A 26,168-nucleotide genomic window follows, 5' to 3' on the forward strand; every position below is an offset into this window, starting at 1 on the left:
TGACGTGCGGGATGACCTGCACCGTCTTGCCGAGGTAATCGCCGCGGCGTTCCTTATCGAGCACCGTCTGGTAGACCTGGCCGCTGGTGGTGTTGTTCGAGCGCGAAAGGACCGAGTGGGTGAAGCGCTCGTAGTGGCCGAGGTCGAGGTCGGTCTCCGCGCCGTCGTCGAGCACGTAGACTTCGCCGTGCTGGAAGGGGCTCATGGTGCCGGGGTCGACGTTGAGATACGGGTCGAATTTCTGCATCACGACCTTGAGGCCGCGATGTTCGAGCAGCGTGCCGAGCGAAGCCGCCGCGAGGCCTTTGCCCAGCGAGGAAACGACGCCGCCAGTAACGAAAATGTATTTCACTTAAGGGTGGAGAGTAGGGTGTTGAGAGTTGAGAACGACGAAAATCAGTTGCGGGCGAGGAGGCGCTCGACGGCGGTCACGTCCTCGGGCGTGTCAACGCTCACCGCGGCGTGCTTGGCGAGGATCACGCGGATCTTCGTCCCGTTTTCGAGGGCGCGGAGTTGCTCGAGGGATTCGGCCTGCTCGAGGATGCCCGGCTTCCATTTCACAAACTGGAGCAGGAACTTCGTAGTGTAGCCGTAGATGCCCTGGTGGCGGTAGAATTGCGGGCGCAAGCCGTCGCCACGCACGTAGGGAATCACCGAGCGGGAAAAATAGAGGCCGTTGCTTTCGCGATCGAGCACGACCTTCACCATGTTCGGGTTCGTGAGGTCGTCCTCGGGTGTGAAGACGCTGGCGGAGGTGATCATCTCGATCCTGCGGTCCTTGGCCATGGCCGCGGCCAGCTTGGAAAGGACCGTGGGATCGACGAGCGGTTCATCGCCCTGCACGTTGATGATGTGGGTAAAGCCGGCCAGTTTCTTCGCCACCTCGGCGACGCGATCGGTGCCGCTGCGGTGCTTGGGCGAGGTCATCGCAACTTCCGCTCCAAAAGCAAATGCGGCCTCCGCGATGCGCATGTCGTCGGTGGCCACGATCACTTTGTCCACCCCCTTGGCGCGGGCGCAACGCTCCCAGACGTGCTGCACGAGCGGCTTCCCGGCGATGGGGTGAAGCGGTTTCGCGGGCAGTCGGGTCGAGGCGTAACGCGAGGGGATGACGACGGCAACCTTAGGCATCCGAAGTCTTTAAGATAAATGCGACCGCACTGGCAAAATCTTTCGCCACAAACTCCGCGCCCGCGGCGTCCTGATCGGCGCCGTGCCCGGTGAGAACGAGGATGGGCCGCATGCCGGCACGGAGGCCGCATTGCACGTCCACCGCCTTGTCACCGATGAACCAGGAACGCGCGAGGTCGAGTCCGAGGTCGCGCTGGGCCTCGACGACCATGCCGGTCTCCGGCTTGCGGCGGGGCGAAGCGGCTTCCGGGGCTTCCGGACAGTAGTAGGTGGCATCGATCACTCCCTCGCCCAGCAGGCCGAGGAAGTGCGCCTGCACGGTCTCGTAATCGCTGAGCGTGTAGTAGCCGCGGCCGATGCCACTCTGGTTCGTGATGATGACCAGCCGGTAGCCGGCGTCCTTGAGCGCGCGGAGCGCCTCCGGCACCCCGGGAATGATCCGCACCTGGTCCGGGTGGCTGCAATAGTGGGCCTCCTCCATGAGCGTGCCGTCGCGATCGAGAAAGACGGCTGGCCGGGAAGTGGTGGACATGGGCGCGGACAGTTGCGCCGCAGCGGCCCGCACGCAAGTCGTTTTCGCGTCGTCGCTCTTGTCAAACTTCGGCGCGTTCACTACCAGTTCGCCATGCGACTCCCCTACTCCATCAAACGCCGCACGTTCCTCCAGCAACTCGCCGCCGGGGTCATCGGCGCCCCCTTCGTCACGCGCGGTCTGCGCGCCCAGTCGCCGAATGGCAAAATCCACCACGCGTCTTTCGGCGCGGCCGGGATGGCAATGAGCGATCTCAAGGCCATCTCCAAGCATCCCGGCGTCGAGATCGTCGCCGCCGCGGACATCGACCTGAATCGCGCGGTGGAATTTCGCAAGCTCTTCCCCGCCGCCCGCGTGTATCAGGACTTCCGCGAGCTGCTCGAGAAGGAGCGCGACCTCCAAACGGTCAACGTCTCCACGCCCGACCACATGCACGCGCGCATCGGCCTGGCGGCGCTCAACCGCGGACTGCACGTCTACGGCCAGAAGCCGCTCACTCACGACCTCGCCGAGACGCGCCGCCTGACGGAACTGGCTCGGGAGAAAAAGGCTGTCACCCAGATGGGCATCCAGATTCACAGCAGCACGGAGTATCGCACCGCCGTGAAGCTCGTGCAGAGCGGGGCCATCGGGAAGATCAAGGAGGTCCACACGTGGAGCAGCAAGGCCTGGGGCGACAAGGGCACGCAGCCACAGCGCACGGATCCGATCCCCGAGGGTTTCAACTGGGATCTGTGGCTCGGCGTCTGCGCCGAACGCGCCTTCATCGGCCAGGGCTGGTACCATCCTGCGAACTGGCGCAAGCGGCTGGACTTTGGCACCGGCACTTTCGGCGACATGGGTTGCCACATCTACGATCCCGTATTCAAGGCGCTCGCGCTTACCGCGCCACTCAGCGTCCGCAGCGAAGGAGCCGCACCCAATGATCATTCCTGGGCCACCGACGCCATCTGCCACTACACCTTCCCCGGCACGGCGTTCACCGATGGAAAAACCGTGGACGTCACCTGGTACGATGGCATCCAACGCCCACCCGCTCACATCCAGGCCCTCGCCATCGACGACGCGGCAGCCGCGGACGACAAGAACAACAAACTCCCCGACCAAGGCAGCATCTTCCGCGGCACGCACGGCGTGATGGTCCTCCCGCACATCGGCATGCCGCGCCTCCTCGGCGAGGCCAAAGGCCACCCCATCGAAACCGTCGCGGGCGAAGATCACTGGCACCAGTTCATCAACGCCGCGCGCGGGGAAGGCAAGACGACGGCCAACTTCGACTACGCCGGACCGCTCACCGAAGCGGTGCTCCTCGGCAGCGTCGCCTCGCGCTTTCCCCAGCAGACGCTGGACTGGAACGCCGCCGAGCTGAAGTTCACCAACGTCGCCGAGGCCAACCAGTACGTCCGCCGGGCTTACCGTCGCGGCTGGGAGATTTAAGGGGTAGCAAAGCATCGGGAGAAAAATGCGGCCTTGATTCACCTTGATTCGCCTTGATTGAGCGAAGCATTCGCTCCCAGTCGAAATGCGCTTCGGGCCGCAATTTTCGGCGGTGGGATCGAGTGGGATTCAGTGGGATCTCCAGAGTAAACCGGCGCTGGGAGGCGGTGGGAGGGAGCCACGAAACAAGCGAGAGAGACTAAACGCCGGCGGTCATGACGGCTTGAGGAGGGAGAGCCTGCGGTCGCTGCCACTTCTTGGGTCGGAACTAGTCGGAACGGGTCGGAACTCCAGAGTGAGCGAGGAAAGAAGGTGGACGCAAAATCGACGCGCCACGGCGGCGCAAGGGCGCAGCCGAGGCAAGAGCCCACGGCATAACCCTTCGTAAACTGGTCAATAGGACATCGCATTGTCTCGTGAAAATCCCGCCCTCCGCTTCTTCGCCGACCGGACCAAATACCCTTACCGTCAACCGTGTCCAAACGTATCACCTTGGCAGTCCCCTGTCAAGTGGCTACAAACACCCTGCCTGACGCTGCATTGTAACCCCTCTCTTTCCCCACCCTCTCCGCCGTGAGCCATTCCCCCAGACCGGGCGCACCTCTTCGCCGCCGTTGCTTTTTGCGCGGACTGGGGGTTCTCACAGTGGGGCAACTGCTACCGGCTGGCAGTTTCGCCGCTGGCCCGCCCACACCCGAAGGGACTGCCCTCCGCGATGCGCTCTTGAAGGAGGCGGCCAAACCTTCCAACCCCGCGTGGAAGCCGATGCTGCTGTATCTTGCGGAATTGCACGGCCAGAGCGTCCACCCGCCCCTCGATTATTTTAAGTTTCCCTTCGAGGACATCGGGCCCGGTTATCAAGGCGGCAAAATCTTCGGTCACATCGATCTCACGCATGAGCGGCTCGACACTGTGCGCGCGTTGCCGGAACACGCGCGTAATCAAATCCGCAACGAGCTCGCCGGACAACAGGCCGACGGATTGATCCCCGGCGTGGTCAGCTTCGACGCCGCGCGCAAGGCCGCCTTCAAGCCGGACAAAGGTTTCCCACCGATCTGGGTGGTGTCGGCCGAGGCGTGCCTGGCCGCGCCGTTGGACAAGGTATTCCTCGCCGAGTGCCTCGAGGCGCTGCGCAAACAAATCGGCTGGTTTGAAGTTAAACGCGCGGCGTCCAACGGCGGATTTTACTATCTCGACGTCGTGCAGAAGACTTGGGAGAGCGGGATGGACGAAGGCATCCGCTACGACGAGCGGCCGCCCGGCCCCGCCGCGAGTGTGGACGCCACGGCGCATGTCTACATGCTCTACGATCACGCCGCGCGCTGGAGCCGCGCGCTCGGCAAACCGGAAGCGATGTGGGCGGACAAGGCGGCGAAGCTGCAACGCTTCATCACCGCGCAATGCTGGGACGACCAAACGGGCTTTTTCTACGATAGCTGGGTCGCGCGCCGCCCTGAGCTCCGCCACCTCGCCTTCGAAGGCATGTGGCCGGTGGTCGTGGGCGCGGCCACGCCCGCGCAGGCCAAACGCGTGATCGACGAGCATCTCCTCAATCCCAAGGAATTCTTCACCGCGCATCCGATCGCGACGGTGGCGCGTTCCGACCCGAAATTCGAGCGCCGCATGTGGCGCGGGCCGGCGTGGAATTGCATGACCTACTGGGCCGCGCGCGGCTGCGCCCGCTACGGACGCGCCGATGCCGCCCGGCAGCTCTTGGAAAAAGCGCTCGATGCCACCGCCACGGAATTCCAGCGCAGCGGCACGGTGTGGGAATTCTACGACGCGGAACTCGGCGACCAAAAGACGCTGGCTCGCAAACCCAAGGGCCGCAAAATCCCCTGCGTCGATTATCTCGGCCACAATCCGCTCTTCGCGATGGTGGACCTGTGGCGCGCTTCCGGCGGGGTCGCCCGATAGGCCGTGTTGACGAAGCAAACGCGGTGATCACAGGTGTAGGGCGCGTGTCCCCACGCGCCGGATGAGAATCCACGTCGCCGCGCCAACCCGGCGCGTGGGGACACGCGCCCTGCACCCCAAGCGCAACGCGCATTTCGCCAACGCGACCTAAATCGTCAAACGGCGCGCCCGCGCGAGGATCGGCCAGCGCTCCACGGCCGTGCGGTCGCGGACCAGCGTCGCCTCGCTGTAGAGCGCGACGGTCGGGCAGACGTGGCGCGGAATGCCGTGCAGCGTGTCACCGACGGAAAACTCCGCGGCTCGCGGGGTCTCGATGACGAGATGCTCCTCGCTTTGCGACACCGCCGGGGCGTCCGGCAATTCAATGAAACGCACCCGTGGATGCGGATTCTCGGCGGCGACCGCCTTATGCCCCAGATCGAGGCAGAGCCGGTTCGACCCCGGCTTGCTAACCACGCGGGTGAGCAGCAGCGCCGCGGGGAGAAACGGCAGGTCCACATGCCGGTCGCCGTAGCCAAAGTCCCACAACACCGTGGTTCCAGGGCTGCACTCGCGGTCCTTTTGCTGTGCATGAAAGGGAAACGTCGGCGTGCCACCGGCGACCAGCACCGGCACGGCCAATCCGGCGCTCTCAAGTTGCTGGCGAAACGCGATCACCGGCGCAAACGCTGCTTCGTAAAGCGCGCGACGCTTCGCCAGGTCGCCTTCATGTATATGCCCGTCATAAGCGTGCAGTCCCGCGACGTGCAACCCGGGCGTGGTCGTCGCCCGCCGATAGAGTTCCAGCGCCGCGTCTCCCGGAACGATACCGGTGCGATTCTGCCCGCAATCGAGATCCAGGAAAACATCCAGCGTGAGTCCCGCCCCCACTGCCGTAGCACCGAGCGCGCGCGTCGCCCCGGCATCATCGACCAGCGTGGAGAAATGGGTGCCCGGATATCTCTTCGCGAGCTCGCACAGCCGCTGCATGTTTGGCCCGACCGGCGGCATGGCGAGCAACACATCCGGCGCTTTCGCCTCCGCGCACATCTCCGCCTCGGCGACGGTGGCGCACTTGAATTTCTGAATGCCGAGCGCCACTTGCCGCGCGACCAGCGGACCGAGCTTGTGCGTCTTCACGTGCGGCCGCAACCGCTCCGGGCCGCCGGCGATCTCGATCATGCGCCGCAAGTTGGATTCGATGCGTTCTTCGAAAAGCAGCAGCGCCGGGGAGGCGACTTCCCCTTCGTTCGTGAGTCGAAACCAGTCCATGGCGCGGCTATTCGTTGAGTTCGAAGATGGCCTCGATCTCCACGGCGATATTGCCCGGCAGCGGCCCCATGCCGACCGCACTGCGCGCGCCGACGCCACAATCCGGACCCCAGATGTCGGCGAAAAGTTCGCTGCAGCCGTTGATCACTTTCGGGTGGTCGTAAAAATCCGGCGCGGAATTGACCATGCCGAGCACCTTGACCACGCGCTTCACGCGGTTCAGGCCGCCGACGTGCTTGCGCAAAGTCGCGATAATCGCCAACCCCACCTGCCGCGCGGCGGCCTTGCCCTCATCCAGCGTCAGGTCGCGGCCGACGACCCCGGTGATGAGCGTCTTGTCGACGCGGATCGGGCCGTGGCCCGAAACGTAGGCCATGCGGTCGACGATCACGACCGGTTTGTAGACAGCGACCGGCAGCGGCGCGGGTGGAAGTTCGAGATGGAGTTCGGTGAGGCGGGATTCAGGGGTCATGGGAAAATGGGGATGGATGGAACTGTATGCGGGGTGCGAAAACAATTCATCGTTTCTTGCAGCATGAGGCAACAATTTGCCATAAATGGCAACCATGGTTCCTCCCCAATTCCCCCAAGGTAATTCGCGCCGTCATTTCCTGCAAGGCGCCGGGCTCGCCACCGCCGCAGCAGTGCTTGGAACGCGCTCCCGCGCCGAATCGACGCCGCGCGCCGTGGTCGAAGAAGTACGCACGATCAGCCTGCAACCGCAGTACTATCACGGCTGGCCGACAGTCACTCGCCGGCGCAACGGCGACCTCGTGCTCGTCGTTTCCGGCGGGCGCGAGGGCCACATCTGCCCCTTCGGTCGCGTGGAAATGATGGTCTCGCACGACCAGGGCGCGACATGGAACTGGCCGCAAACCATCCTGGACAGCCCGAGCGACGATCGCGACGCGGGTGTCCTCGAAACCGCGCGCGGCACCCTGCTCGCCACCACTTTCACCTCGCTCGCCTACGAGCGCAGCCTGCTCGACGCGGAGAAAAAGAAAGGCCAGCCGGGCGCCTGGCCAGAGGAGCGTTTGCAAAGGTGGCAGGCTGCCTACACCCGCCTGAATGCGGAGGAGCGGAAGGCCAACCTCGGGGAATGGATGGTCCGCTCGACCGATGGCGGCATCACGTGGTCGGCGCGCTACCCCACCCTCGTCAACAGCCCGCACGGCCCCACCCAGCTCGCCGATGGCCGCCTGCTCTACGTGGGCAAGCAACTCTGGACCACGGAGCAGAAGGCCGGCGTGGGCGAATCCACCGACGACGGCGCGACATGGAAATGGCTGGCCGACATTCCGGTGCGCGCGGGAGATTCTGTGACGCAGTATCATGAGTTGCACGCCGTCGAAGCCGGCGGGGGCCGCGTGATAGCCCAGATCCGCAATCATAACAAAACCAACTCCGGCGAAACCTTGCAGACCGAATCGACCGACGGCGGCAAGAGCTGGACCGAGCCGCATTCCATCGGCGTCTGGGGCCTGCCGTCCTTCCTCAATCGCCTGCGCGATGGCCGACTGCTCATGACCTACGGCCACCGCCGCGCGCCGTTCGGCAATCAAGCGCGCGTCAGCACGGACGCCGGCCGCACCTGGTCGGAACCGCTCCTCATTTACGGCGATGGCACCTCCGGCGACCTCGGCTATCCAAGCACCGTCGAGTTCGACGACAGCTCGCTGCTCACCGTCTGGTACGAACACATGAAGGACACGCCGTACGCCGTGTTGCGGCAGGCTCGGTGGAAAATCACTACATGAAGACCATCGCCCTCACCTCCCTTCTCGCCATCGCCATCGGCGCGATGTCGCACGCCGATCCCCTCCCCGGCACGCAACCGCTCGAAGCCGCGGGCGATCTTTCCGCGAAGATGGTCGCAGGCATCGACCAGTGGCTGGTTCGGGAAACGTCGCACGCCGCCGAGGAGCGTGCGCGCACCTGGCAGGCCGCGACCGGTGACCACGCAAAATGGGATGAATTTACGAAGGCCCGTCGCGAAGAATTGCGGAGCGTGCTCGGCATCGTGGACGCACGCACACCGGGATTGATCGAGGAAGTCAGTATCGCCGGCGCACCGGCGGAAGCGGCGCACGGCAAATGGTCGGCCGCTCATGTCCGCTGGCCGGTTTTTCCGGGCGTGCACGGGGAAGGCGTGCTCTTCCGTCCAGCCACGCCGCCGCGTGGGGTCATCATCATCGTTCCGGATGCGGACCAAATCCCCGAGCACACGCCGCACGCGACGGAGTTTGCCGCCCAAGGTTTCTTCGTCCTGGTCCCGGTGCTCGTGGACCGCCGCGACAACTGGTCGGGCGTCGAGGCCATGCAGCGCTTTACGAATCAGCCGCACCGCGAGTGGATCTACCGCCAGAGCTTCGAGATGGGCCGCACTGTCATCGGCTACGAGGCGCAAAAAGTCTTCGCCGCGCTCGACGCTTTGCGCGCCAAGGATTCACCCTTTACCGCAGCCGCGCAGCAGATGAGCATCGTCGGCTACGGCGAAGGCGGCCTTATCGCGCTTATCTCCGCGGCGTTGGACGAACGCGTCAAGGCCGCGGCCGTGTCGGGATACTTCGGTCCGCATGACAGCCTCTACTCGGAACCGATCTACCGAAATGGGTTCGGGCTGCTGCGTAATTTTGGCAATGCCGAACTGGCGGCGCTCATGACTCCCCGGCGACTGTTCATCGACCCAGCCCCCGGCCCGAAAATCGATGGTCCGCCACCGGCCGAGGCCCAGCGCAAAGGCGCGGCGCCCGGCGGCGTGACGCCGTTCACCAGCGAGCAAATCACCGCGGAGAAAGATCGCGCGGATGCCATCATCCATCGGTTGGGATCGCCCGTGGTCACAATGGCCCCCAAGGCCGCGCCGGCACTCTTCGCCGCGCTCGGCGGATCTTCCGAATCCACCGAGACGGAGGGCTTCATGACGCAGCCCGTGCCCACATTGATCGATGCGCGACAGCAGCGCACCGTGCGGGAACTGGAAGCGTTCACGCAGGGCCTGATCGATGTCGCGGAGCGCGACCGGACGGCCCGCATCTGGGCCAAGATAAAACCCGGCGCCGAATGGGACGCCACGCAACGCGCGCTGCATGAGAGCTTGTGGCGGGATTCGATTGGCAAAATCGAGGCGGATTTTCTTCCGCCGAATCCCCGCACGCGGCTGCTCTACGAAACCGAAAAGCTGCGCGCCTATGAAGTGACTCTCGACGTCTTCCCCGATGTGTTTGCGTGGGGCTGGCTGCTGGTGCCGAAAGACCTGAAGCCCGGCGAGCGGCGGCCCGTCGTCGTCTGCCAGCACGGGCTCGAAGGCGTGCCTGAGGATACGGTGAACCCCGATCCCAAGGGACCCGCCTATCATTTTTACAAGGGCTTCGCCACGCAGCTCGCGGAGCAAGGCTTCATCACCTACGCCCCGCACAACCCCTATCGCGGCCAGGACAACTTTCGCGTCCTACAACGCCGCGCCAACCCGCTCGGGCTCTCGCTCTTTTCCTTCATCCTCGCGCAGCACGACGTCACTACGCAGTGGCTCGCCGGCCTGCCGTTCGTCGACCCACAGCGCATCGGCTTTTACGGCTTGAGCTATGGCGGAAAGAGCGCGATGCGACTCCCTGCCCTGCTTGATCGTTACTGTTTATCGATCTGCTCCGGCGATTTCAACGAATGGATTCGCAAGGTGGTGAGCACCAACTATCGAGGCACTTACATGACGACCGGCGAATACGAAATGCCGGAGTGGAATCTCGCGAATACGGCCAATTACGCGGAGATGGCGATGCTCATCGCGCCGCGGCCTTTCATGGTGGAGCGCGGCCACGACGACGGGGTCGGCATGGATGAATGGGTCGGCTATGAATTTGCCAAGGTGAGGCGCGGCTACGACAAGCTTGGCATCGGCGACCGCGCGGAGATCGAGTGGTTCGACGGCCCGCACACCATCCACGGTGTCGGCACCTTCGAGTTCCTGCACAAGCACCTCAACTGGCCGCAAAAGTAGCTCGCAGCCAATCCTCCCATTGCCGGGCGCGCGCGGCCCACGTGGCGTTCTCCTGAATGTATTGCACCTGACGCTGGAGCTCCTTCTCGACCGTAGGATCCCCGCTCTGCATCTCCCGAATAACATTCACCGTCCGCTCGATAAATTCGCGCATGTCGTGGGAGCGGTCCCGGTCCACGGAGAGGAGTTCTGCAAATCCCGCCGTCGTCTCCGGCAAGGCGCCTTGCGCACTGGTGACGATACGGCAACCGCCGGCCAGCGCTTCCAGCGCGGCAATGCAGGACGTTTCAGGAAACGTATTGGGGTAGGCCAGCACCGACACTTCGCGCAATTCGCGGGCCAGCGCCGGCTGCGGCAGGGAGCCAACATATTCGATGCCCGCAGTCTGGCGGCAGCGCTCATACAACGACCCGTACCGCGCCTGATCGTCAGCGGGAGTTTCCCGGTACACCGCCATGCTGGAAAAGATGCGCAGTCGCACTCCCGGCACCTGCTCACGAATCGCCGGAAATGCTGCGACGAGAAGGTCCAGGCCTCGAAAGGGCGTGCTGGTATAGGCGAGCACTGGCGGCAAGGCCTTCTGCGACAGGATCGACTCGCCTTCCGGAAAGAGGTCTACGAAAAAGGGGGCAGCGGCATTGCGCAGCACTTGCGTGCGAGCGAGCGGCAGTCCGAAGCCGAGGCAAAATTCTTCGCGCTGCCATTCGCTGACGAAGGCGAACCCATCGTAACTGTCGCTTTCCAAGGGCTCCGCGAGAGATTGCATCACTGGTTGATCGATGCGGTGCTGCGTCCAAAGCACGAGTCGTGTTTCCGGTCCCAGGGCCTCCCGCAGCAAACGGCCATGGCCTGCGCCGGGAAGGCACACGCACACGTCGAGGTGCAATGCCTTCAGACTTTCCAGCGGCGTTTGCGGCCATGAGAAGCAGGTCACGTTGGCGTGCCGGCCGGGAGCGGTGGTGTGGGTGAGGAAGAAGACTTCGTGTTCCGCCGCGAGGGCCTGCGCGAGATAACACGCGGCGGATTGCGAACCGCCCAGCGGCAGCGTCTCCACGCTGCGGACGTGGAAGTCCCAGCCGGAAAAATCGACGAAAGCAATCCTCATGCAGCCCCTCCCACAGCCCGTCTAGTGCATTTCCACCGCGCAGGTGCCGAGGCCACCACGGTAGTAGTTGAATTGCACGTTGGGATGATCGGCCAGGAGCGACATGGGGACACAGGAAGTCGGCAGGCGCCTGGAGATGAGATACGCGGTGAGCCGCTGGCCGAAAGGATTGTCGTGCGTGCCGGCCTGCCAGATGGAGACCTTCTCCGACTTCCATGTCTCGACGGGACCGACGGTGATCGCCTTGGTCGGCACCATGGCGATGTTGCCGCCGCCGCTGGTGCGCGCATTCTGCGCGATGGTCAGCGGATGCAGGTCGACGACGCGCGTGGCCAGCTTGCGATATTCCGCGGGCGTGGGCGGCGCGGCCTTGTATTTGCCTTTGCGCTGGAGCGGGTCATTGAAGGCCCAGTGCTTCACGTCGCCCTGCCCGCCTTGCATCACCGCGCAACGCACCCCTGCGTCATACGTCTTTGTGTAGGCGGCGGTGTCGGCTTTCGGAAAGTGCAGGTGCGCATCGGGCATGCGCTGTTTCTTCGGGATGCGATTGAAGCACATCTCGCGGTCGGCCTTTTCAAAGGAAAGTGGGTGCGTGGCCGGCATCTCCCGGCCCGTCTCCACATCGAACCATTCATCCATGCCCCAGAAATGTCCGCTGCGCACATCCAGCCCGAGTTCGGTCACGAGGCGCGCGACAAGCGGGAGCTGCTCGGTAGGCCCGATGGGGCCGCAGATGCCCACCGGATTGTCGTCCGTACTCTGTTTCCACGCGCTGATGTACTCGAGCGCCTCAGCGAGGTAAAAATCCTCGAGCGTGTCGTAGAAAACCACGCGGAAACCGGGACGCGAGAGTTTCTCGATATCGCGCGGCGTCAGGCGGGCGACTTCCTCGACGATGTCGAGCGGCAGGCAGGTGTAGTCCCACCAATCGGGGCTGATGCTGGAGGTGCGGAGGTTCATGGGCGTTTGGGGTTGCGCAGATATTTTTTCCCGAGGACGTCGCGCAGCGGGTCATCCTCCTCGGCGCCGAAGCCAAAATGCAGGTGGCGCGTCCAGCCTTCGGCCTGCTGGAACTTGCGCGTTTGCTTCCCGAGCTTGCCCGAAAAGACATCCATGGTCGCGAGATAACTGTCCATCCCTTGCGTGGCATCGAGCCATTCCTTTTGCGAGGTGTGGCAGGCCAGCGCCGCGCGCTTCGCCTCATGCACGCTGGAGGTATCGACGTAGATTTCTGGCTGCACCGGCTCGCGGGTCGGCGTGCACTGGCCGTGCGGCATGGCGTGGTAAACGACGCAGGATTCCAGCGTCGGCGGGCGCGCCGGGATGGAACGGTAGTTCGGAATGCCGCGCGTAAAGGTCCCGGTGACCGCCAGCCGCGCCGTAGCCATATGGTCCTCCATGTAATCGGCCAGCGCATGAGTGAAGACGACGGACGGCTTCACCTGCCGGACGATCGCGCTTACCTGACGAATATTCTTCTCGGTGTAGAAAACGCCCAGGTCCGGGCAAAACGGAGCGTGCCATTTCGCGCCGAGCACCCGGGCCGCGGCCTGCGCCTCCCGGCGCCGCACGCGTGCGGTTTGGGCGGCACTCATGACGGTGCTGCCCATGTCGCCGTTGGTGACATTCAAGTAGTGAATTTTCCAACCCGCTTCCTTGAGCAGCAGGAGCGTCCCAGCCATGACAAATTCGATGTCATCCGGGTGTGCGGCAATAGCGAGGGCCGTGGGCATATCCGCAGAGTGGGCGAAGGCGAGACGCCTAGGCGACAGGTATTTCGCTGATCTTCACCGGGCGCTTCTCCGCGGCGGATTTGTCCGCGGCGGCGATGACCCGATGCGTGGCAAGCCCATCCGCAAAGCTCGTCAGCGGCATGTCCTTGCCGGCCTGCAACGCGTCGAAGAAGGCTTGGAATTGCGTCTGGTACGGATGATCGCTGACGTCGCCGCTATCGAGCATGTTCATCGAGAGCTGCGACCATGTGTTTTTGTTCAAGCCCGCCAGCTTCTGGCTGTGGAATTTGTTATCGAGGATCGAGCCCTCGCTGCCCACGAGATGCGCGTGGAAATAGTAAGGCTGCAAACAATCGACCACCGCGGCGCTCTTGCCGACCGCACCATTGGCAAACCGCAACAGCGTCGTGCTCGTCGTGGGATATTCATAGGGCGCAAAGACCGCGTTCTTGCTCTGCGCGCTGTAACTCGTGACCTCCTCGACCTTGTCGCCCAGGCAAAGCAGCAATGCATCAAGCGCATGACAGCCCGCCGTGAGCAACGCGCTCCCACCGAGTTCGCGCTTCGTGTTCCAGCGATACTGCCCATACCACGGCCCGATGCCGTGATAGTAGTCGACCTCGCCATAGTGCACCGAGCCGATGAGCCCGGCATCCAGCACCGCCTTGGTCGCGACAAATTGCGAAGACCAGCGGCACTCGAAGCACACGCAGACCTTCGCGCCGCTCTCGTCCGCCGCGCGCTTCATCGCCTGGATGTCGCTCCATTCAATCGCGAGGGGTTTTTCGATGATCACGTGCTTGCCCGCGCGCACCGCGGCGATGAATTGCTCCGCGTGCTGATTGGGATAGCTCGTGATGTCCACAACCTGCACCTCAGGGCTGGCGAGCATCTGCTTGAGGTCCGAATAGGCTGTGATCTTGCTGCCGTGCTTCGCGCTGAGTTCCTTCGAATCGAGCGGACGCGAGGACCACACCGCGCACACCTCGGCGTTGCTGGTGGCGTTGATCGCGGCGATGTGGGCCGTGGCAGCCCAGCCGTAACCGATGATGGCGACTTGGTATTTTTTGTTCATGAAATGGGTTTGCTTCCGTTTGTAAATTAATTCTCGCCCTTCAAAAAGGACAGCAGATCGGCCATGTCCTGCCTGCTCATCGCCGCCTCCAGCCCGGGGGGCATAAGCGAATGTTCGCTCGCCGTGAGCGACGTAATATTGGAACGCGGGATGTTTTCCACCACGCCGCCCGACTGGCGCACGGTGACCGATTCGTCGGATTCGGAAACAATGATCCCGAGTTTCAGGCTTCCGTCCTTCAGCTCGATATTGCTCGCCGCGAATCCGGGTGCGATTTCGAAATCGGGGACCACGATGTGCATGAGGATCGATTCCTTCGGCTGGCTGCGGATGTCGAGCAGGTCCGGGCCGACCTGGTTGCCCTCCTGGTTCAGCCGATGGCACGTCGAGCAGATATTCTTGAAAATCTCGCCGCCGTGCTTCGGATTCGGGGTCAGGTCCAGCACCACTTTCTCTGCCTCGTAGGCTTTCATGCGATCGCCGTCGGCCGGCGCGCCGAGCAGCTTGGCCGCGCGGTCGCGCAGCGCGGTGTCCTTGCTCTTGGAAAGCGCCGTGCGCTGCGCCGCGATCAGCGCGTTCTTCGGCAGTGCGCCAGATTCGATCGCATCCAGCACGCGTGGGACGTGCGCCGGCTGCGTGAGGAGCGCGGCCAGCGTCATTTCCCGTTCGGTCGGCGCAATGGCCGCCCACCGTTTCGCCGCGAGCAAGGCCGTCGTGACTTCCGTCTCATTGAAACTCGCCGCCGCCCGGACGGCCGCGGTGCGCAAATCAAATGGCTCCTTGCTCGTCGCCACCGCCATCAGCGCCGGCCCCGCTGCCGGCCAATCGGCGTGCTTGAGCAGCCCAATCGCGCGGGTGCGGCTTTCCAGGGAGGCCGCATGCTGCTGGGCCACTTTTGCCGAATCGACCACCGCTGCGCTGACCAGGGCGGGAGCTTTATCGCTGATGTGGGCGTTCGCGCCGTCTGCCACTCCGGCGAGAAAAGCGATGCGCAAGGTCGCAGGCGTGCTGTCGTTCAACGGCAGGGAGTCACTCGCGAGGGCATCCCGCTTCTCCGCCAGCGCGGCCCGGCCAAAGATCACACCCAGGTCCCCCATGAGATCGAAGACCCCGGGCGACTCCTTGATCTGCGCGAACAGCGCGGTGGCAAATTCGCGCTCCCGCCCCGCGATGCCGCTCAGCACCGCGGCGCGCGTCCATTTGTCGTCCGCTCCCGCCAACACGACATGCGTGAGGGCCGGCAGCACCCGAACATCCTTGGAATCGCCGAGGCCCAACGCCGCGCGGAAACGAATGCGCGCGTCCGGGCTCTCCGCTCCAGCGAGCAAAAGATCGAGCGGCACTTGGTCGACGTCCTCACGCTCCAGGCTCTTGTCCGGCGCCACCGGCACACTCGCCGCCTGGCGTCCGTCCGCACTGGAAGAGGTAATCCGCCAGATGCGTCCCAGGGTCTTGCCCGCGTCGAAGTTGCTGTGCTTGCGGATCTCCGCCGGTAGATAATCCGGATGCTCGATGATCTTGCGATACATGTCGCACATGTAGAGCGCGCCATCGGGGCCGCGCGTCAGAAACACCGGGCGGCACCAGTCGTCGCTCGAGGCGAAGACCTCGCGCTTGTCCAGCAGCGACTCGCCGACAAAGGTCGCCCCATGCGGCACGAGCCGGTCCACGTGCACGAGGTTGCCCGTCGGATCGCAGGAAAATGCGCAGCCGTCATAGAGCGCGGGCAGCGCGCCACCGGGCCAGATGCGCACACTGCACGCTGCGCTGAACGACCCGGCGTGCGAATCGGCGGTCGTGATATTGTGGCTGATCGGCCAGATACGCACCCCATCGCCACCGCCGCGCAGACCCGTCTTCACCGTGCGCTCGTTGCAGTCCTGGACGGTGTCGCTGAAAGCCAGGCGGGGATTGCGTCGCAGCCAGCGCGACTCAATAACCACGTGCTGCACGGGCAGCCGGTTCATGCAGATGAAACGACGGCCCAGCGGATCGAAAGAAATACCGTACTGCGAGCGCCCATCGAGCGTCTCGATCGCACCAGTCTGCGGATTCCAGCGCAAGTCGCCCGTCATTTTCACCGCCGGCTTTTCTGGATGCTCGGGCGAAGTGATCGTGCCACCAACCAACCCGGCCGCGAAATAAATCCAGCCGTCCGGACGCAGCGTGGGGCAATTGACGCGCAACTGTGTGCTCTTGGCATCGTCGAAGCCGGTCAGCAACACGCGGCGCTCGTCGGCCTTGCCGGTGCCCTTGTTGTCTTTCAGAAAGAGCACGTCGGGGGCGCAAGTCACAATCAGGCCACCCTTCCACGGCAGCACGCCATTGGGAAAAGTGAGGCCTTCCGCGAAGACGGTGCTCTTGTCGAAATGGCCGTCGTGGTGCGTCGACTCCAGCATCACGATGCGTCCCTGCGCCGGCTCGTTCGTATGCGGATAGCCACGGTTCTCGGCGACGAAGATGCGCCCCTGGTCGTCGAAGGCCATCGCGCACGGCGACTCGATTTGCGGCTCGGCGGCGACGAGTTCCACCCGCAGCGGAGACTCGACCTTGAACGTCTTGAGCTCTTCCTCGGGCGTAAGCCCGGTGTCGCTCGCCAGAAGCGAAGCGGCGGAAAGCAAAACCACGGAGGCGCCGAGGCGCAGAGACGATCGGAACATGAGTTGTTTCATTTCAATTGCGGCGGTTGATTTCCGTAAAGCCAGCCCGAGCCCTTGAACGGCGGCGCCATCGGCCGCTCGGGCAGCAATGCGGGCTTGAGTTGGTGCGCGAGCTCCAAGCCCGCGTCGCGGAACTGATCACCCGCCGTGATGTCGAGATTGCTGTAAGCCGAGAGCCGCGTCTCGTAACCGCCGCCGTTCGGGCCGAAGGCTTCCAGCGTCGGCACATAGCCCACGCAGCCGTTGGCCAACTCCGCGGGGAACGTGATCGGGAAGCCGCTGCCCTTTTTCAACTCGAGGCCGTATTGGCAAAAATATTCCGCAGGATCGGAAATGCAGACCACGGGGCCGATCTGGATTGCCTGCACTTCCACTTCCACTTTCGGATGTTGCGCGATGAGCGCGTCCAGCATCAGCGTCTCCTTGGCCCACACCCAATCCGCGCCAGCTTCCTTCGGGTCTTTCGGCGCGAGTTCGAGCGCGGCTTTCACCTTCTCCGGCGCCGGCACGCGGCGCGGAATCTGCCAGATCTTTTGCACCGCCGCGACCGGCACATCGGCCACGCGCGTCTGCGACATGCCGGTGAGGACCTTCACTGCCTCGGCACCGACCCGGCCACCGACGAATTGCGACCACGCATCGCTGTCGGGATTCGCGTGCGGATCGAGATTGTTTACTTGCGTCACGTCGCCGCACGCGCCTTGCAGAAAGACCACCTTCGTCTCGGGTCCGTAAAAACCCTGGATCGCCCGCTCGAGGTAATAAATCCAATTCGCACCGACCCACGGGCCGCTCGCCGTGCCATGGCAGGCAAAGTTCACCACGCATCCGACCAGCTTGCCCTCTGGATTCCAGTAGCCGATCACGCCCACCTCGGGATCGACCGGCCCGGCGAATTCCAGGTTGTCCGGATTTCCCTTCCCCGGATGCGAATAGCTCAGGCCGTTCTTCATCCGGATGCGCCGATTGAAAGCGACCGTGTCCTCGTGCCCCACCCCGAAGCTTGCCGTGCCTTCCGCGCGCGCCTCGTTTGCCGCCACGACGGCGTCGACGATCGCATCGCGCACCTTCGCCAGGTAGCCCGGATCGGCGCACGACGACTTGTTATACGCCAGATCCTTCACCAAATCCGACGCATGATCGAACTCGCCGGGCTGCACCATCATGATCGGCCCCGAGGAGTGCGAATGCGAGGCATTGACCATCACGGAATCGGGCTGAATGCCGCAACGCTCGGCGATCCTGGCGCGGGCCTCGAGGACCAGCGCCCGCGACTCGCCCAGCGCATCGAGCCCCACCAGCGCCACGCGATGCTGGCCATCGTCGAAGACACACGCGCGCACCTTGCACGGATCGTGAATCTTCTTGGAGAACGCCTTGCCGTAGCCGCCCGGCACTTCCATCCCGAGATCGGGGGTGATATCGCGCTCGGCGAACCCGGCTTTCACCCCGGCGCGGGCGAGTAGTGGGCAGGCACAGATCAAGACGGCAAAGAAAAACTTGTTCATGGGGTCGCTCAGGGAAACAGCGCGGCTATTGAAGCGCGAGCGACCTTTCGTGCAAGCGTGAAAATCGTCGTTTCTGAAAATATCCTGTCTAATGTATTCATAAGCGATGTTTCGCTTTTCGGCTCATTACCGCTCATTTCTTCCCCAACCATGTTCCACCCCAAGCTCTCTGTCGCGGTCCTCGCTCTGCTCGCTATGGCGCCCTGGCTGAACGCGCAGACGCCCAAAAAGGAACCCCGCGAATTCCTGCCCGCGCCGTTTGATCAATACTGCGCGCGTCGCGTCGCGGAACTTTCTTCGGCCGATTGGCAAAAGGGCATCACCGCGGAAAACTGGCCGGCCAAACAGGCGGAGATGCGCCAGCAACTCCAGCGCATGCTCGGCCTCGATCCCTGGCCGACGCGGGGCGATCTGCATCCGGTCATCACCGGCACGGTGAACGGCGATGGCTTTGTGGTGGAGAAACTCCAATTCCAATCGCTGCCCGGCCTCTATGTCACCGGCGACTTGTACCGACCCAAGGAAGTGACGCACCCGCTGCCCACGATCCTCTACGTTTGCGGTCACGCCAGTGTCATCGAGGACGGCGTGAGCATGGGCAACAAAACCGCCTATCAGCATCACGGGGTGTGGTTCGCGCGGCATGGTTATGTGTGCCTGGTCATCGATACGATCGAGCTGGGTGAAATCCATGGGGAGCATCACGGCACTTACAAAGAAGGACGCTGGTGGTGGCCGGCGCGCGGTTACACGCCGGCCGGAGTGGAAGCATGGAATGGCATCCGCGCGCTCGACTATCTCGAGACGCGCCCCGAGGTGGAGCGCACGAAGTTCGGCGTCACCGGTCGCTCCGGCGGCGGCGCGTATTCCTGGTACATCGCCGCGCTCGATGAGCGCATCAAGGTCGCCGCGCCCACCGCCGGCATCACCACGCTGCGCAATCACATCCTCGATGGGGCCATCGAGGGGCATTGCGACTGCATGTTCATGGTGAACACCGAGCGCTGGGACTTCGACCGCGTCGCCGCGCTCGTCGCGCCGCGCCCGCTGCTCATCCTCAATTCGGACAAGGACCCCATCTTCCCGCTCGATGGCGTGATGGATATCTACAACCGCACCCGCGCGCTCTACCGCACGCTCGGTCACGAAGAGAACATCGGCACCCACATCGCCGAGGGGCCGCACAAGGACACGCAGCAGCTCAACTTCGGCGCCTTCAACTGGATCGATCGTTTCCTCCAGGGCGCCAAGCGCGAGGACCTCATCGACGAACCCGCGCGCCCGGCTTTCAAGCCAGGCGAACTCAAGGTCTTCGCCGAGCTGCCAAAGGATGAAAAGGTGACCGCCATCGATCAATCGTTCGTCCCCGCCTTCACCGCGCCGACCGAGCCACCCACGGCAGCGGAATGGCCGCAGTTGCGCGATGGCTGGATGCAAGCGCTGCGCCACGATTGCTTCCGCGCGTGGCCAAGCGACGCCGTGAAACCGCCAGCGATCACGCCCACCGAATCCACCGCCGAAGGGCTGCGCCTGACCAAGGTCGACTTCCACAGCGAAGCCGACATCCCGCTCACCCTCTGGCTGCTGCATCGCGTGGACGTGAAGCCCGAGGACCTCGAACTCGTCGTCCTGAATACGCTCAGCGACGAAGGCTCGGAGGAGTTTCGCGCCCTGGCGGCCACGGCGTTTGGCAGCCAGTTTCCCGGAGTCAAACCCGACGCCAGCGCCTTCGCCGAGGAGCATAAAATGCTGGTGGGCACAAAATGGGCGATGGCCTACTTCTCACCGCGCGGCACCGGCCTGACGAGTTGGTCGGCCCTCTCGCTGGTCAAACAAACGCAGTTGCGCCGCCGCTTGCTCCTGCTCGGCGAATCGCTCGAAAGCGGCCAGGTCTGGGACATCACCCGCGCCGCCGCCGCGCTGCGGACCGTCCCCGGCTTCGCCAAAACTCCGCTCTGGATACAGGCGCGAAAGACGATGGCGGCCAATGCGCTCTACGCCTCCCTTTTCATTCCCGACGTCAGGCGCCTGGACCTCCACGCGCTGCCCGCCTCGCAACACAACGGGCCAATCTATTTGAATGTCCTGCGCCATCTGGATCTCCCGCAGGCCGTCGCCCTGGCCGCCGAGCACTCTACCGTCGCGATCTACACCGATGACGGAGCTCCGTGGGAGTACGCAAAAAGCGTCGCCGCCGCACTGAACCTCGATGACAAGCGCGTGCAGATTCGCGAACCGCTCGATGCCGTGGCGAAGTAGAAAATATGCTGGAGGGCACCGCGCCGTCGGTGCCGGGAATAACCCCTCACCAAGGAAGCGACGGCGCGCTTCCCTCCAGTCCCGATTCGAAAATCTCCCCATGAAACTCATCCCCCGGTACCTCACTCTGTTCTGCGCTCTCACCCTCCACGCTGCGGAAACCGATTGGAAAGCCGGCGTGGCCAAAGCCGTGATCACGCCCAAGGAACCCATGATGATGGCCGGCTACGCCTCGCGCACCAAGCCGGCGGAAGGCACCGCCCTCGATTTATACGCCAAGGCGCTCGCGCTCGAGGACGCGCACGGCACGCGTTTTGTCTTCGTCACGCTCGATCTCGTCGGCGTGCCGCGCACGCTGCGCGCTGAATTGGAGAGGCGGCTGGGCGAAGCCTATCACCTGCCACCAGAGGGGCTGCTGCTCAATGTCTCTCACACCCACTGCGGGCCAGACTACACGGTTTCGGGCAAGCCGGGCATCGACGTGGCCGCGGGGGACTCGTCGCAAGCAGAAGCGTACGGCAAATTCCTCACCAAAACGCTGTTCAAGATCGTCGGCGATGCGCTCACCCTGGCCGCACCCGCCCAGCTAAGCTATCATCACGCACGCTGCGGATTCGCCATGAACCGCCGCCTCTTGCTCGACGGCACTTATCATAACTCGCCCAATCCGGAAGGCCCGGTCGACCAGGATGTCCCGGTGCTGCGCGTGATCGGCACGGATGGCGCCGTGCGCGCCATCCTTTTCGGCTACGCCTGCCACAATACCACGCTCGCTTTTTACCAATGGAGCGGCGACTACGCCGGCTACGCGCAGGAGTCGATCGAGGCCGCGCATCCCGGCGCGGTCGCGCTCTTCTTGGAGGGCTGCGGCGGCGACCAGAACCCCTACCCACGCGGCAAAATCGAACTCGCACAATTTCACGGGCGCAATCTCGCCACCGCCGTGGAAGCCGCGCTCACCGCGACGGCGCAACCCGTGAGCGGGCCGTTGCGCGAGAAGCTTGCCGATGTCGAAATCGCTTTCGCCCATCTGCCGGATCGCGCCGAGTTGGCAGCGCAATTGAAGTCGCCGAACAAACTGGACGCGAGCCACGCGCAGCAATTGCTCAACCGCCTCGACCAGGAAAAGACGTTCCCCCCGGGCTATCCCTATCCGGTGCAAGTCGTGCGCTTTGGCGATGGCCTGACCTTCGTCGGCCTGGCCGGTGAAACCGTGGTCGATTACTCCCTGCGCCTGAAACGCGAACTCGCCGGCCCGCCGGTCTGGATCGCCGGCTATTGCAACGACGTGATGACTTACATCCCGAGTCGCCGCGTGCTCGAGGAAGGCGGCTACGAAGCCGTCGATGCCATGAAATACAGCCGCCTGCCCGGCCCCTGGGCCTCGACGACCGAGGAGCGGATCATCGGCCAGGTTCATGCGTTGCTCCACGCAATCGCGCCTTGATCGGCGCCACACGCCCACCCGACCATCGGATCCATGCTCCGCTCGTTCCTCCCCGCGCTCCTCGCCTTCACTACCGCGCTCCACGCCACCGACTATTACGTCGACCCTGTCAGCGGCGATGATCACGCCAACGGCTTCGCCACCAAGGCCGACGGCACGAATGGCCCGGTGAAGACCATCGCCCGCGCGGTCAAAGCCGCGCTACCGGGCGACACCGTCCATCTCGCCACTGCGGTCTACAAAGAATCCGCGGTCTTCCACAATCGCACGGGCGAACCCGGCAAGCCCATCACCCTCGACGGCCACGGCGCAACGCTCGACGGCAGCGATGCGCTCAATCCCGCCGACTGGCCGGAAGTCTCCCCCGGGCTCTTTCGCAATGACAACCTGCTGCGCCTCGATGACGCCGTCCTCCAGCGCTGGTTCTTTTTGTGGGACGGCAAAATGAATCACATGGGCCGTACCTCGAAGGGACTGCGGCCCGATCTCAAGAAGGTCGAAGAGTTGCAGCCCGGCGAATGGACCTTCGTGAAGGACGACGCGCGCAGCGTGCCGAAGTCGGCGCAAATCTTCGGCTCCTTTTACGTCAAGCTGCCGCCGGGGCAGGAGCTCGCCGACGCGCACATCGCCGCACCCATGCGCTCCGCCGGCATCCAGATCAGCGGCACGAACCATTGGATCACCATCCGCAACGTCAACGCCACGCACGTCTACAATGACGGCTATAACATCCACGGCTCCTGCCGCGATGTGGTCTTCGAGCACATTGGCGCTTTCGAGTGCGGCGACGACGGCATCAGCGCGCACGACGACTGCCGGTATGTCGTCGATGGCCTTGTCTCCATCGGCAACTCCACCGGCATTGCCGACACCGTCGACAGTGTCACCGAATACGATCACGTCTTCATCAAGGACTGCCTCGGCGTCGACCTGCTCTTCGTCGGCACCAATCGCCACGTCATTCGCAATGGAATCGTCCTCTCGCACGCGCACACTCCGTTGTCACTGTCCGGCACTGATCCCGGCACGTGCTCGCTGTTGCTCGACAATGTCTTCATCCGCCGCGAAGCGGAGCCGGCGGAAGCCCGGGTGAGCAAGGGCGGCGCGCTCGATCTCCAGCATGTCACTCTGCTCGGCTGCCATTTGGTCGCCGCGGATGGCAAGGTCACGATGGACGACACCGTCATCGGCCTCGCGCCGGAAAAAAACGGCCTCTGGGGTGCGGCCCGCGGTGCCAAGGCCCCCGCCCTGCTCAAGGAACTCACCCCGCACCCCTAAGTCATGCCCTCCCGTCGCTCCTTCCTCAAAGGCGGTCTCACTGCCACGGCACTCGCCCCTTTGCTAGCCCGCATCGCACCTGCAGCAGAGCCCACACCGGTAATCGAAGCATCCGCCCGCGAACTCACGCTTTTCGCTTTCGACGACCACAGCATCCCGTGGCGGGACAATCTCAAGCTCACCCTCGTCCCCGCCGACAAGCACCCGGGCAACCCCATCCTGCGCTGCGGCCCCGAGGGCTCCCCCGATTACGGTCACGCGATCCTTTACGGCAGCGTGCTGCACGTCGGCGGCAAATTTCGCATGTGGTATCTCGGCATGACCCAGCGAAAAATCGAGAAGGGCCAGGCGCCCGGCTGGTGGCGCCCGATGTGTTATGCGGAAAGCGACGACGGCATCCATTGGACTAAGCCCGAACTCGGTCTCGTCGAATTCAACGGCAGCACGAAGAACAATATCTGCCTCATCGAGTCCGACCAATTCTCGCTCAGCCGGGTGAATGATTTTCTCTCCGTGATGCACGACCCGCGCGAACCCGATCTGTCCCGACGGTTCAAGGTCGCTTACATCGCGCACGTGCCCTTCGAGGAAGTGCGCGGCGGACGCAGCAAGATCGGCCCCGACGAGCACCGCTGGTGCGGCTTCATTGGTGCCACGAGCGCGGACGGCCTCCGCTGGAAGGTCGTCGGCGATCGCCCGATGAATGCCGGCGGCGAGCGTTTCGAAGTCTCCGGCCTGTACCGTTTCAACGGCACCTATTATGCCACCGGCCAGCTCCTGTCGCCGTGGGCCTCCCTCCCCGATGGCCGCGCGTGTGGCCGCGTGATGCTCGCCTACCAGTCCTCGGATTTCGATCATTGGTCACGTGCGAAGGATCTCGCCTTCGCCCGCCCCGGGCAATTGCTCGCCGAGCCGCTCCAGGGCCAGCAGACGCATATGGGCGCCGGACTGTGGAATCGCGGCAACGTCATGCTCGGCCTTTACGGCCAGTGGCAGGATGGCCCCGCCGAAAAACCGAAGGGCTCCACGCACCTCTGGGGCACGCGCATCGATCTCGGCTTCATCGTGAGCAACGACGGCGTGCACTTCCGCGAACCCGTACCCGACTTCAAGGTCATCGCCCGCGGCGGCGCAGGCGCGTGGGACAACATCTGCCTCCTTCAAGGCCATGCCTTCGCCAATGTCGGTGAACAAACTTACATCTGGTATTCGCATTGGGACTGCGAAGGGGAATTCCGCTCCCAAGAGATCGGCCTCGCGACGTTGCGCCGCGATGGCTTCGGCTATCTCTCGCCGCGAGTAAAAGACGCGCCCGCGCAATGCGTGACGAAAACCTTCGCCGTCCCGCACGACGCGCAACTCTTCGTCAATGTCGACGGCGTTTCCGCCGACGCGCCACTGCTGCTCGAATTGCTCCATGCAAACGGCCAGCCGATCCCTGATTTCTCAGCACGGATTACTGCCTCCGGCGTGCGGCAGGCGATCCCTTGGTCAAAGGAACTGCCCCAATCATTCGCCGTGAGAATCAGTTTTCCAGCCACCGGCGAGGCCCGGCTTTACGCGCTCTACGCCGGCGCACCGGCCTGATTTCAGGGCTTTCAGGGCAGATTACCCAAGATCGACGAGTCGACTTCGGTCAGCCGATCTGGCGAATCGAAGCAAATCACAATCTCCGCGTCACAGCCGCCCAGTGCCCGCGCCTGATGCCACACGCCCTTGGGAATACATACGGTATCGCCCGGCTCCAACACACAACGGTGCTCCCCTTGGGTGTGTTCCAGCCGGCCCGCCACCAGATGGAGGATTTCATCGCAATTCGGATGCCGGTGCCGCGGGTTCTCCTTGCCCGCGAAGATCGTCGCCCGGCCCAAGCTCATTGTCATCGCATTCCCCACCTGACCCGAAGCCGTCCAAACGAGGCGCCCCCAAGCGGTCTCGATCACTTCTCCAGCCGCCGCGCGGCACACTGCTTTTAATTCAGCACTCATGCATTCCTTGAGAATCAGTACACCCAAACATTTTTAGACGAATTAGGGAACGGTTGCGGATGAGGCAAACAAAATCCGACGATGGTCACTTGCACTGGGTGCAGAGGTTTTCACGTAGCATAGTGAGGCTCTGGGCGAGCCCGGTCGCAACTTACGGCATTCCGTAAAACGATGGATGGCGAGGCTGGGCGAACACGGCGAGTAAAATAGATTTCTCCCGAGGGCGATCATGTTTATCCCTCTGCGCATGCGCATTCCCCGCGTCGTTTTCCTCATCCTCCTTTTCACCCTCGCCGGCACGCCGGGCGCCTGGGCTCACGCGCGCTTATTGCGTGCCGAGCCGAAAACCGGCGCGGAACTTTCCTCCGCGCCCAGGCAGATCGATCTCTGGTTCAATGAACTGCTCGAGGACGGCTTTAATACCGTCACCGTCATTCCCGCCGCCGATCTCGTGGCGGAGAAGAAGAACAATTTTGCGAAGGGCAAACCGGTCATCGATCCGCGCGACCGCACCCATCTCACCGTGAAACTCGGCGCGCTCTCACCCGGGGAATACATCGTCGAATGGCGCGTCCTTTCGCGGGACGGCCACAGCGCGCCCGGACGCTCGACCTTCCGCGTTCGCGTACCTTAACGAGCCGCGGCGGCGATGGAACACTCGGCCCTGCACGCCTTGCTGCTCTGCGGACTCACCGTCGCCTGCGGCGGCGTGCTCGCGATCTGGTGGCTCATCCGGCCCGCCGCGCGGACGTCGACCGTAACCGTCGCCCGCGCCCTGTTCGCCGGCGTGGAGCGTCTCGTCATGATCGGCGCGCTCGTGGCCGCCTTCGCCACCGCCTGCGATTTCTTT

Annotated in this window: 21 protein-coding genes and 1 pseudogene; 10 read left to right on the forward strand and 12 right to left on the reverse strand. The window is 63.8% G+C overall.

The genetic code is table 11. From position 1 onward, the window contains the following. The 3 genes and pseudogenes from pyrG to ABJF10_RS12680 all read right to left on the reverse strand — a co-directional run. Window positions 1–352: pseudogene (gene pyrG / locus ABJF10_RS12670) on the reverse strand (CTP synthetase); the annotation flags it as partial. A gap of 44 nt (window positions 353–396) precedes the next feature. After that, a complete protein-coding gene (gene kdsB / locus ABJF10_RS12675) occupies window positions 397–1,131 on the reverse strand; it encodes a 3-deoxy-manno-octulosonate cytidylyltransferase (RefSeq protein ID WP_348544944.1) in 735 nt (244 codons plus the stop codon). Continuing rightward, window positions 1,124–1,663: an HAD family hydrolase gene (locus ABJF10_RS12680; protein WP_348544945.1), complete on the reverse strand. Its 540-nt coding sequence runs from the start codon at window positions 1,661–1,663 to the stop codon at window positions 1,124–1,126. Before ABJF10_RS12680 ends, kdsB begins: the two co-directional genes overlap by 8 nt. A gap of 93 nt (window positions 1,664–1,756) precedes the next feature. Between ABJF10_RS12680 and ABJF10_RS12685 the strand changes: the two genes are divergently transcribed. After that, a complete protein-coding gene (locus ABJF10_RS12685; RefSeq protein WP_348544946.1) occupies window positions 1,757–3,100 on the forward strand; it encodes a Gfo/Idh/MocA family oxidoreductase in 1,344 nt (447 codons plus the stop codon). Window positions 3,101–3,673: 573 nt separating this feature from the next. Then, window positions 3,674–5,017, forward strand: a complete 1,344-nt coding sequence (locus ABJF10_RS12690) for a trehalase family glycosidase (RefSeq protein WP_348544947.1) — start codon at window positions 3,674–3,676, stop codon at window positions 5,015–5,017. 147 nt (window positions 5,018–5,164) lie between these two features. Here ABJF10_RS12690 and ABJF10_RS12695 read toward each other — a convergent pair whose 3' ends face one another. Both ABJF10_RS12695 and ABJF10_RS12700 read right to left on the reverse strand, forming a co-directional pair. After that, on the reverse strand, window positions 5,165–6,268 hold the full coding sequence (locus ABJF10_RS12695) for a D-TA family PLP-dependent enzyme (RefSeq protein ID WP_348544948.1): 1,104 nt from the start codon (window positions 6,266–6,268) through the stop codon (window positions 5,165–5,167). Between the two features lie 7 nt (window positions 6,269–6,275). Beyond that, a complete protein-coding gene (locus ABJF10_RS12700) occupies window positions 6,276–6,740 on the reverse strand; it encodes a RidA family protein (protein WP_348544949.1) in 465 nt (154 codons plus the stop codon). A gap of 94 nt (window positions 6,741–6,834) precedes the next feature. On the opposite strand from ABJF10_RS12700, the gene ABJF10_RS12705 reads away from it, so the two are divergent. Further along, a complete protein-coding gene (locus tag ABJF10_RS12705; protein ID WP_348544950.1) occupies window positions 6,835–8,025 on the forward strand; it encodes an exo-alpha-sialidase in 1,191 nt (396 codons plus the stop codon). Beyond that, window positions 8,022–10,265 carry a dienelactone hydrolase family protein gene (locus ABJF10_RS12710; RefSeq protein WP_348544951.1) on the forward strand — a complete coding sequence of 748 codons (2,244 nt, stop codon included), beginning with the start codon at window positions 8,022–8,024 and terminating at the stop codon, window positions 10,263–10,265. Before ABJF10_RS12705 ends, ABJF10_RS12710 begins: the two co-directional genes overlap by 4 nt. Here the strand turns inward: ABJF10_RS12710 and ABJF10_RS12715 are convergent. Genes ABJF10_RS12715 through ABJF10_RS12740 form a run of 6 tightly spaced genes read right to left on the reverse strand, consistent with a single transcriptional unit; the run spans window position 10,246 to window position 18,346 of the window. Further along, on the reverse strand, window positions 10,246–11,370 hold the full coding sequence (locus tag ABJF10_RS12715; protein WP_348544952.1) for a glycosyltransferase family 4 protein: 1,125 nt from the start codon (window positions 11,368–11,370) through the stop codon (window positions 10,246–10,248). The two genes, ABJF10_RS12710 and ABJF10_RS12715, sit on opposite strands and share 20 nt — an antisense overlap. Window positions 11,371–11,391: 21 nt before the next feature. Next, window positions 11,392–12,330 carry a glucosamine-6-phosphate isomerase gene (locus tag ABJF10_RS12720; RefSeq protein WP_348544953.1) on the reverse strand — a complete coding sequence of 313 codons (939 nt, stop codon included), beginning with the start codon at window positions 12,328–12,330 and terminating at the stop codon, window positions 11,392–11,394. Continuing rightward, a complete protein-coding gene (locus ABJF10_RS12725; RefSeq protein ID WP_348544954.1) occupies window positions 12,327–13,103 on the reverse strand; it encodes a PIG-L family deacetylase in 777 nt (258 codons plus the stop codon). Before ABJF10_RS12725 ends, ABJF10_RS12720 begins: the two co-directional genes overlap by 4 nt. 28 nt (window positions 13,104–13,131) lie before the next feature. Continuing rightward, window positions 13,132–14,178, reverse strand: coding sequence for a Gfo/Idh/MocA family oxidoreductase (locus ABJF10_RS12730; protein WP_348544955.1), 1,047 nt, complete (start codon window positions 14,176–14,178; stop codon window positions 13,132–13,134). A 26-nt stretch (window positions 14,179–14,204) separates the two neighbouring features. Continuing rightward, entirely contained in the window at window positions 14,205–16,838 is a 2,634-nt protein-coding gene (locus tag ABJF10_RS12735; protein ID WP_348544956.1) for a PVC-type heme-binding CxxCH protein, read from the reverse strand. Between the two features lie 8 nt (window positions 16,839–16,846). Next, entirely contained in the window at window positions 16,847–18,346 is a 1,500-nt protein-coding gene (locus tag ABJF10_RS12740) for a hypothetical protein (RefSeq protein WP_348544957.1), read from the reverse strand. A 150-nt stretch (window positions 18,347–18,496) separates the two neighbouring features. Between ABJF10_RS12740 and ABJF10_RS12745 the strand changes: the two genes are divergently transcribed. The 4 genes from ABJF10_RS12745 (at window position 18,497) to ABJF10_RS12760 (ending at window position 24,917) form a co-directional block, all read left to right on the forward strand. After that, window positions 18,497–20,605 carry an alpha/beta hydrolase family protein gene (locus tag ABJF10_RS12745; protein WP_348544958.1) on the forward strand — a complete coding sequence of 703 codons (2,109 nt, stop codon included), beginning with the start codon at window positions 18,497–18,499 and terminating at the stop codon, window positions 20,603–20,605. Window positions 20,606–20,705: 100 nt separating this feature from the next. Beyond that, window positions 20,706–22,052, forward strand: a complete 1,347-nt coding sequence (locus ABJF10_RS12750) for a neutral/alkaline non-lysosomal ceramidase N-terminal domain-containing protein (protein WP_348544959.1) — start codon at window positions 20,706–20,708, stop codon at window positions 22,050–22,052. 33 nt (window positions 22,053–22,085) lie between these two features. Further along, entirely contained in the window at window positions 22,086–23,330 is a 1,245-nt protein-coding gene (locus ABJF10_RS12755; protein ID WP_348544960.1) for a hypothetical protein, read from the forward strand. 3 nt (window positions 23,331–23,333) lie between these two features. Further along, the gene (locus ABJF10_RS12760) at window positions 23,334–24,917 is read left to right on the forward strand and encodes a hypothetical protein (protein WP_348544961.1); all 1,584 of its coding nucleotides are present in this window, start codon (window positions 23,334–23,336) and stop codon (window positions 24,915–24,917) included. Between the two features lie 11 nt (window positions 24,918–24,928). Here the strand turns inward: ABJF10_RS12760 and ABJF10_RS12765 are convergent, their stop codons facing one another. After that, on the reverse strand, window positions 24,929–25,318 hold the full coding sequence (locus tag ABJF10_RS12765) for a cupin domain-containing protein (RefSeq protein WP_348544962.1): 390 nt from the start codon (window positions 25,316–25,318) through the stop codon (window positions 24,929–24,931). Between the two features lie 229 nt (window positions 25,319–25,547). On the opposite strand from ABJF10_RS12765, the gene ABJF10_RS12770 reads away from it, so the two are divergent. Both ABJF10_RS12770 and ABJF10_RS12775 read left to right on the forward strand, forming a co-directional pair. Next, window positions 25,548–25,952, forward strand: coding sequence for a copper resistance CopC family protein (locus ABJF10_RS12770; protein ID WP_348544963.1), 405 nt, complete (start codon window positions 25,548–25,550; stop codon window positions 25,950–25,952). A gap of 15 nt (window positions 25,953–25,967) precedes the next feature. Beyond that, window positions 25,968–26,168, forward strand: a 201-nt coding sequence (locus ABJF10_RS12775) for a hypothetical protein (RefSeq protein WP_348544964.1), incomplete at its 3' end; no start/stop codon positions are given.

The sequence above is a fragment of the Chthoniobacter sp. genome (genome assembly GCF_040003245.1).
GTDB lineage: Bacteria > Verrucomicrobiota > Verrucomicrobiia > Chthoniobacterales > Chthoniobacteraceae > Chthoniobacter.

Coding starts and splice junctions, on each gene's coding strand:
- kdsB (WP_348544944.1), bottom strand. CDS start 1,131: ATGCCTAAGGTTGCCGTCGTCATCCCCTCGCGTTACGCCTCGACCCGA.
- ABJF10_RS12680 (WP_348544945.1), bottom strand. CDS start 1,663: ATGTCCACCACTTCCCGGCCAGCCGTCTTTCTCGATCGCGACGGCACG.
- ABJF10_RS12685 (WP_348544946.1), top strand. CDS start 1,757: ATGCGACTCCCCTACTCCATCAAACGCCGCACGTTCCTCCAGCAACTC.
- ABJF10_RS12695 (WP_348544948.1), bottom strand. CDS start 6,268: ATGGACTGGTTTCGACTCACGAACGAAGGGGAAGTCGCCTCCCCGGCG.
- ABJF10_RS12700 (WP_348544949.1), bottom strand. CDS start 6,740: ATGACCCCTGAATCCCGCCTCACCGAACTCCATCTCGAACTTCCACCC.
- ABJF10_RS12705 (WP_348544950.1), top strand. CDS start 6,835: ATGGTTCCTCCCCAATTCCCCCAAGGTAATTCGCGCCGTCATTTCCTG.
- ABJF10_RS12710 (WP_348544951.1), top strand. CDS start 8,022: ATGAAGACCATCGCCCTCACCTCCCTTCTCGCCATCGCCATCGGCGCG.
- ABJF10_RS12715 (WP_348544952.1), bottom strand. CDS start 11,370: ATGAGGATTGCTTTCGTCGATTTTTCCGGCTGGGACTTCCACGTCCGC.
- ABJF10_RS12720 (WP_348544953.1), bottom strand. CDS start 12,330: ATGAACCTCCGCACCTCCAGCATCAGCCCCGATTGGTGGGACTACACC.
- ABJF10_RS12725 (WP_348544954.1), bottom strand. CDS start 13,103: ATGCCCACGGCCCTCGCTATTGCCGCACACCCGGATGACATCGAATTT.
- ABJF10_RS12730 (WP_348544955.1), bottom strand. CDS start 14,178: ATGAACAAAAAATACCAAGTCGCCATCATCGGTTACGGCTGGGCTGCC.
- ABJF10_RS12735 (WP_348544956.1), bottom strand. CDS start 16,838: ATGTTCCGATCGTCTCTGCGCCTCGGCGCCTCCGTGGTTTTGCTTTCC.
- ABJF10_RS12740 (WP_348544957.1), bottom strand. CDS start 18,346: ATGAACAAGTTTTTCTTTGCCGTCTTGATCTGTGCCTGCCCACTACTC.
- ABJF10_RS12745 (WP_348544958.1), top strand. CDS start 18,497: ATGTTCCACCCCAAGCTCTCTGTCGCGGTCCTCGCTCTGCTCGCTATG.
- ABJF10_RS12750 (WP_348544959.1), top strand. CDS start 20,706: ATGAAACTCATCCCCCGGTACCTCACTCTGTTCTGCGCTCTCACCCTC.
- ABJF10_RS12755 (WP_348544960.1), top strand. CDS start 22,086: ATGCTCCGCTCGTTCCTCCCCGCGCTCCTCGCCTTCACTACCGCGCTC.
- ABJF10_RS12760 (WP_348544961.1), top strand. CDS start 23,334: ATGCCCTCCCGTCGCTCCTTCCTCAAAGGCGGTCTCACTGCCACGGCA.
- ABJF10_RS12765 (WP_348544962.1), bottom strand. CDS start 25,318: ATGAGTGCTGAATTAAAAGCAGTGTGCCGCGCGGCGGCTGGAGAAGTG.
- ABJF10_RS12770 (WP_348544963.1), top strand. CDS start 25,548: ATGTTTATCCCTCTGCGCATGCGCATTCCCCGCGTCGTTTTCCTCATC.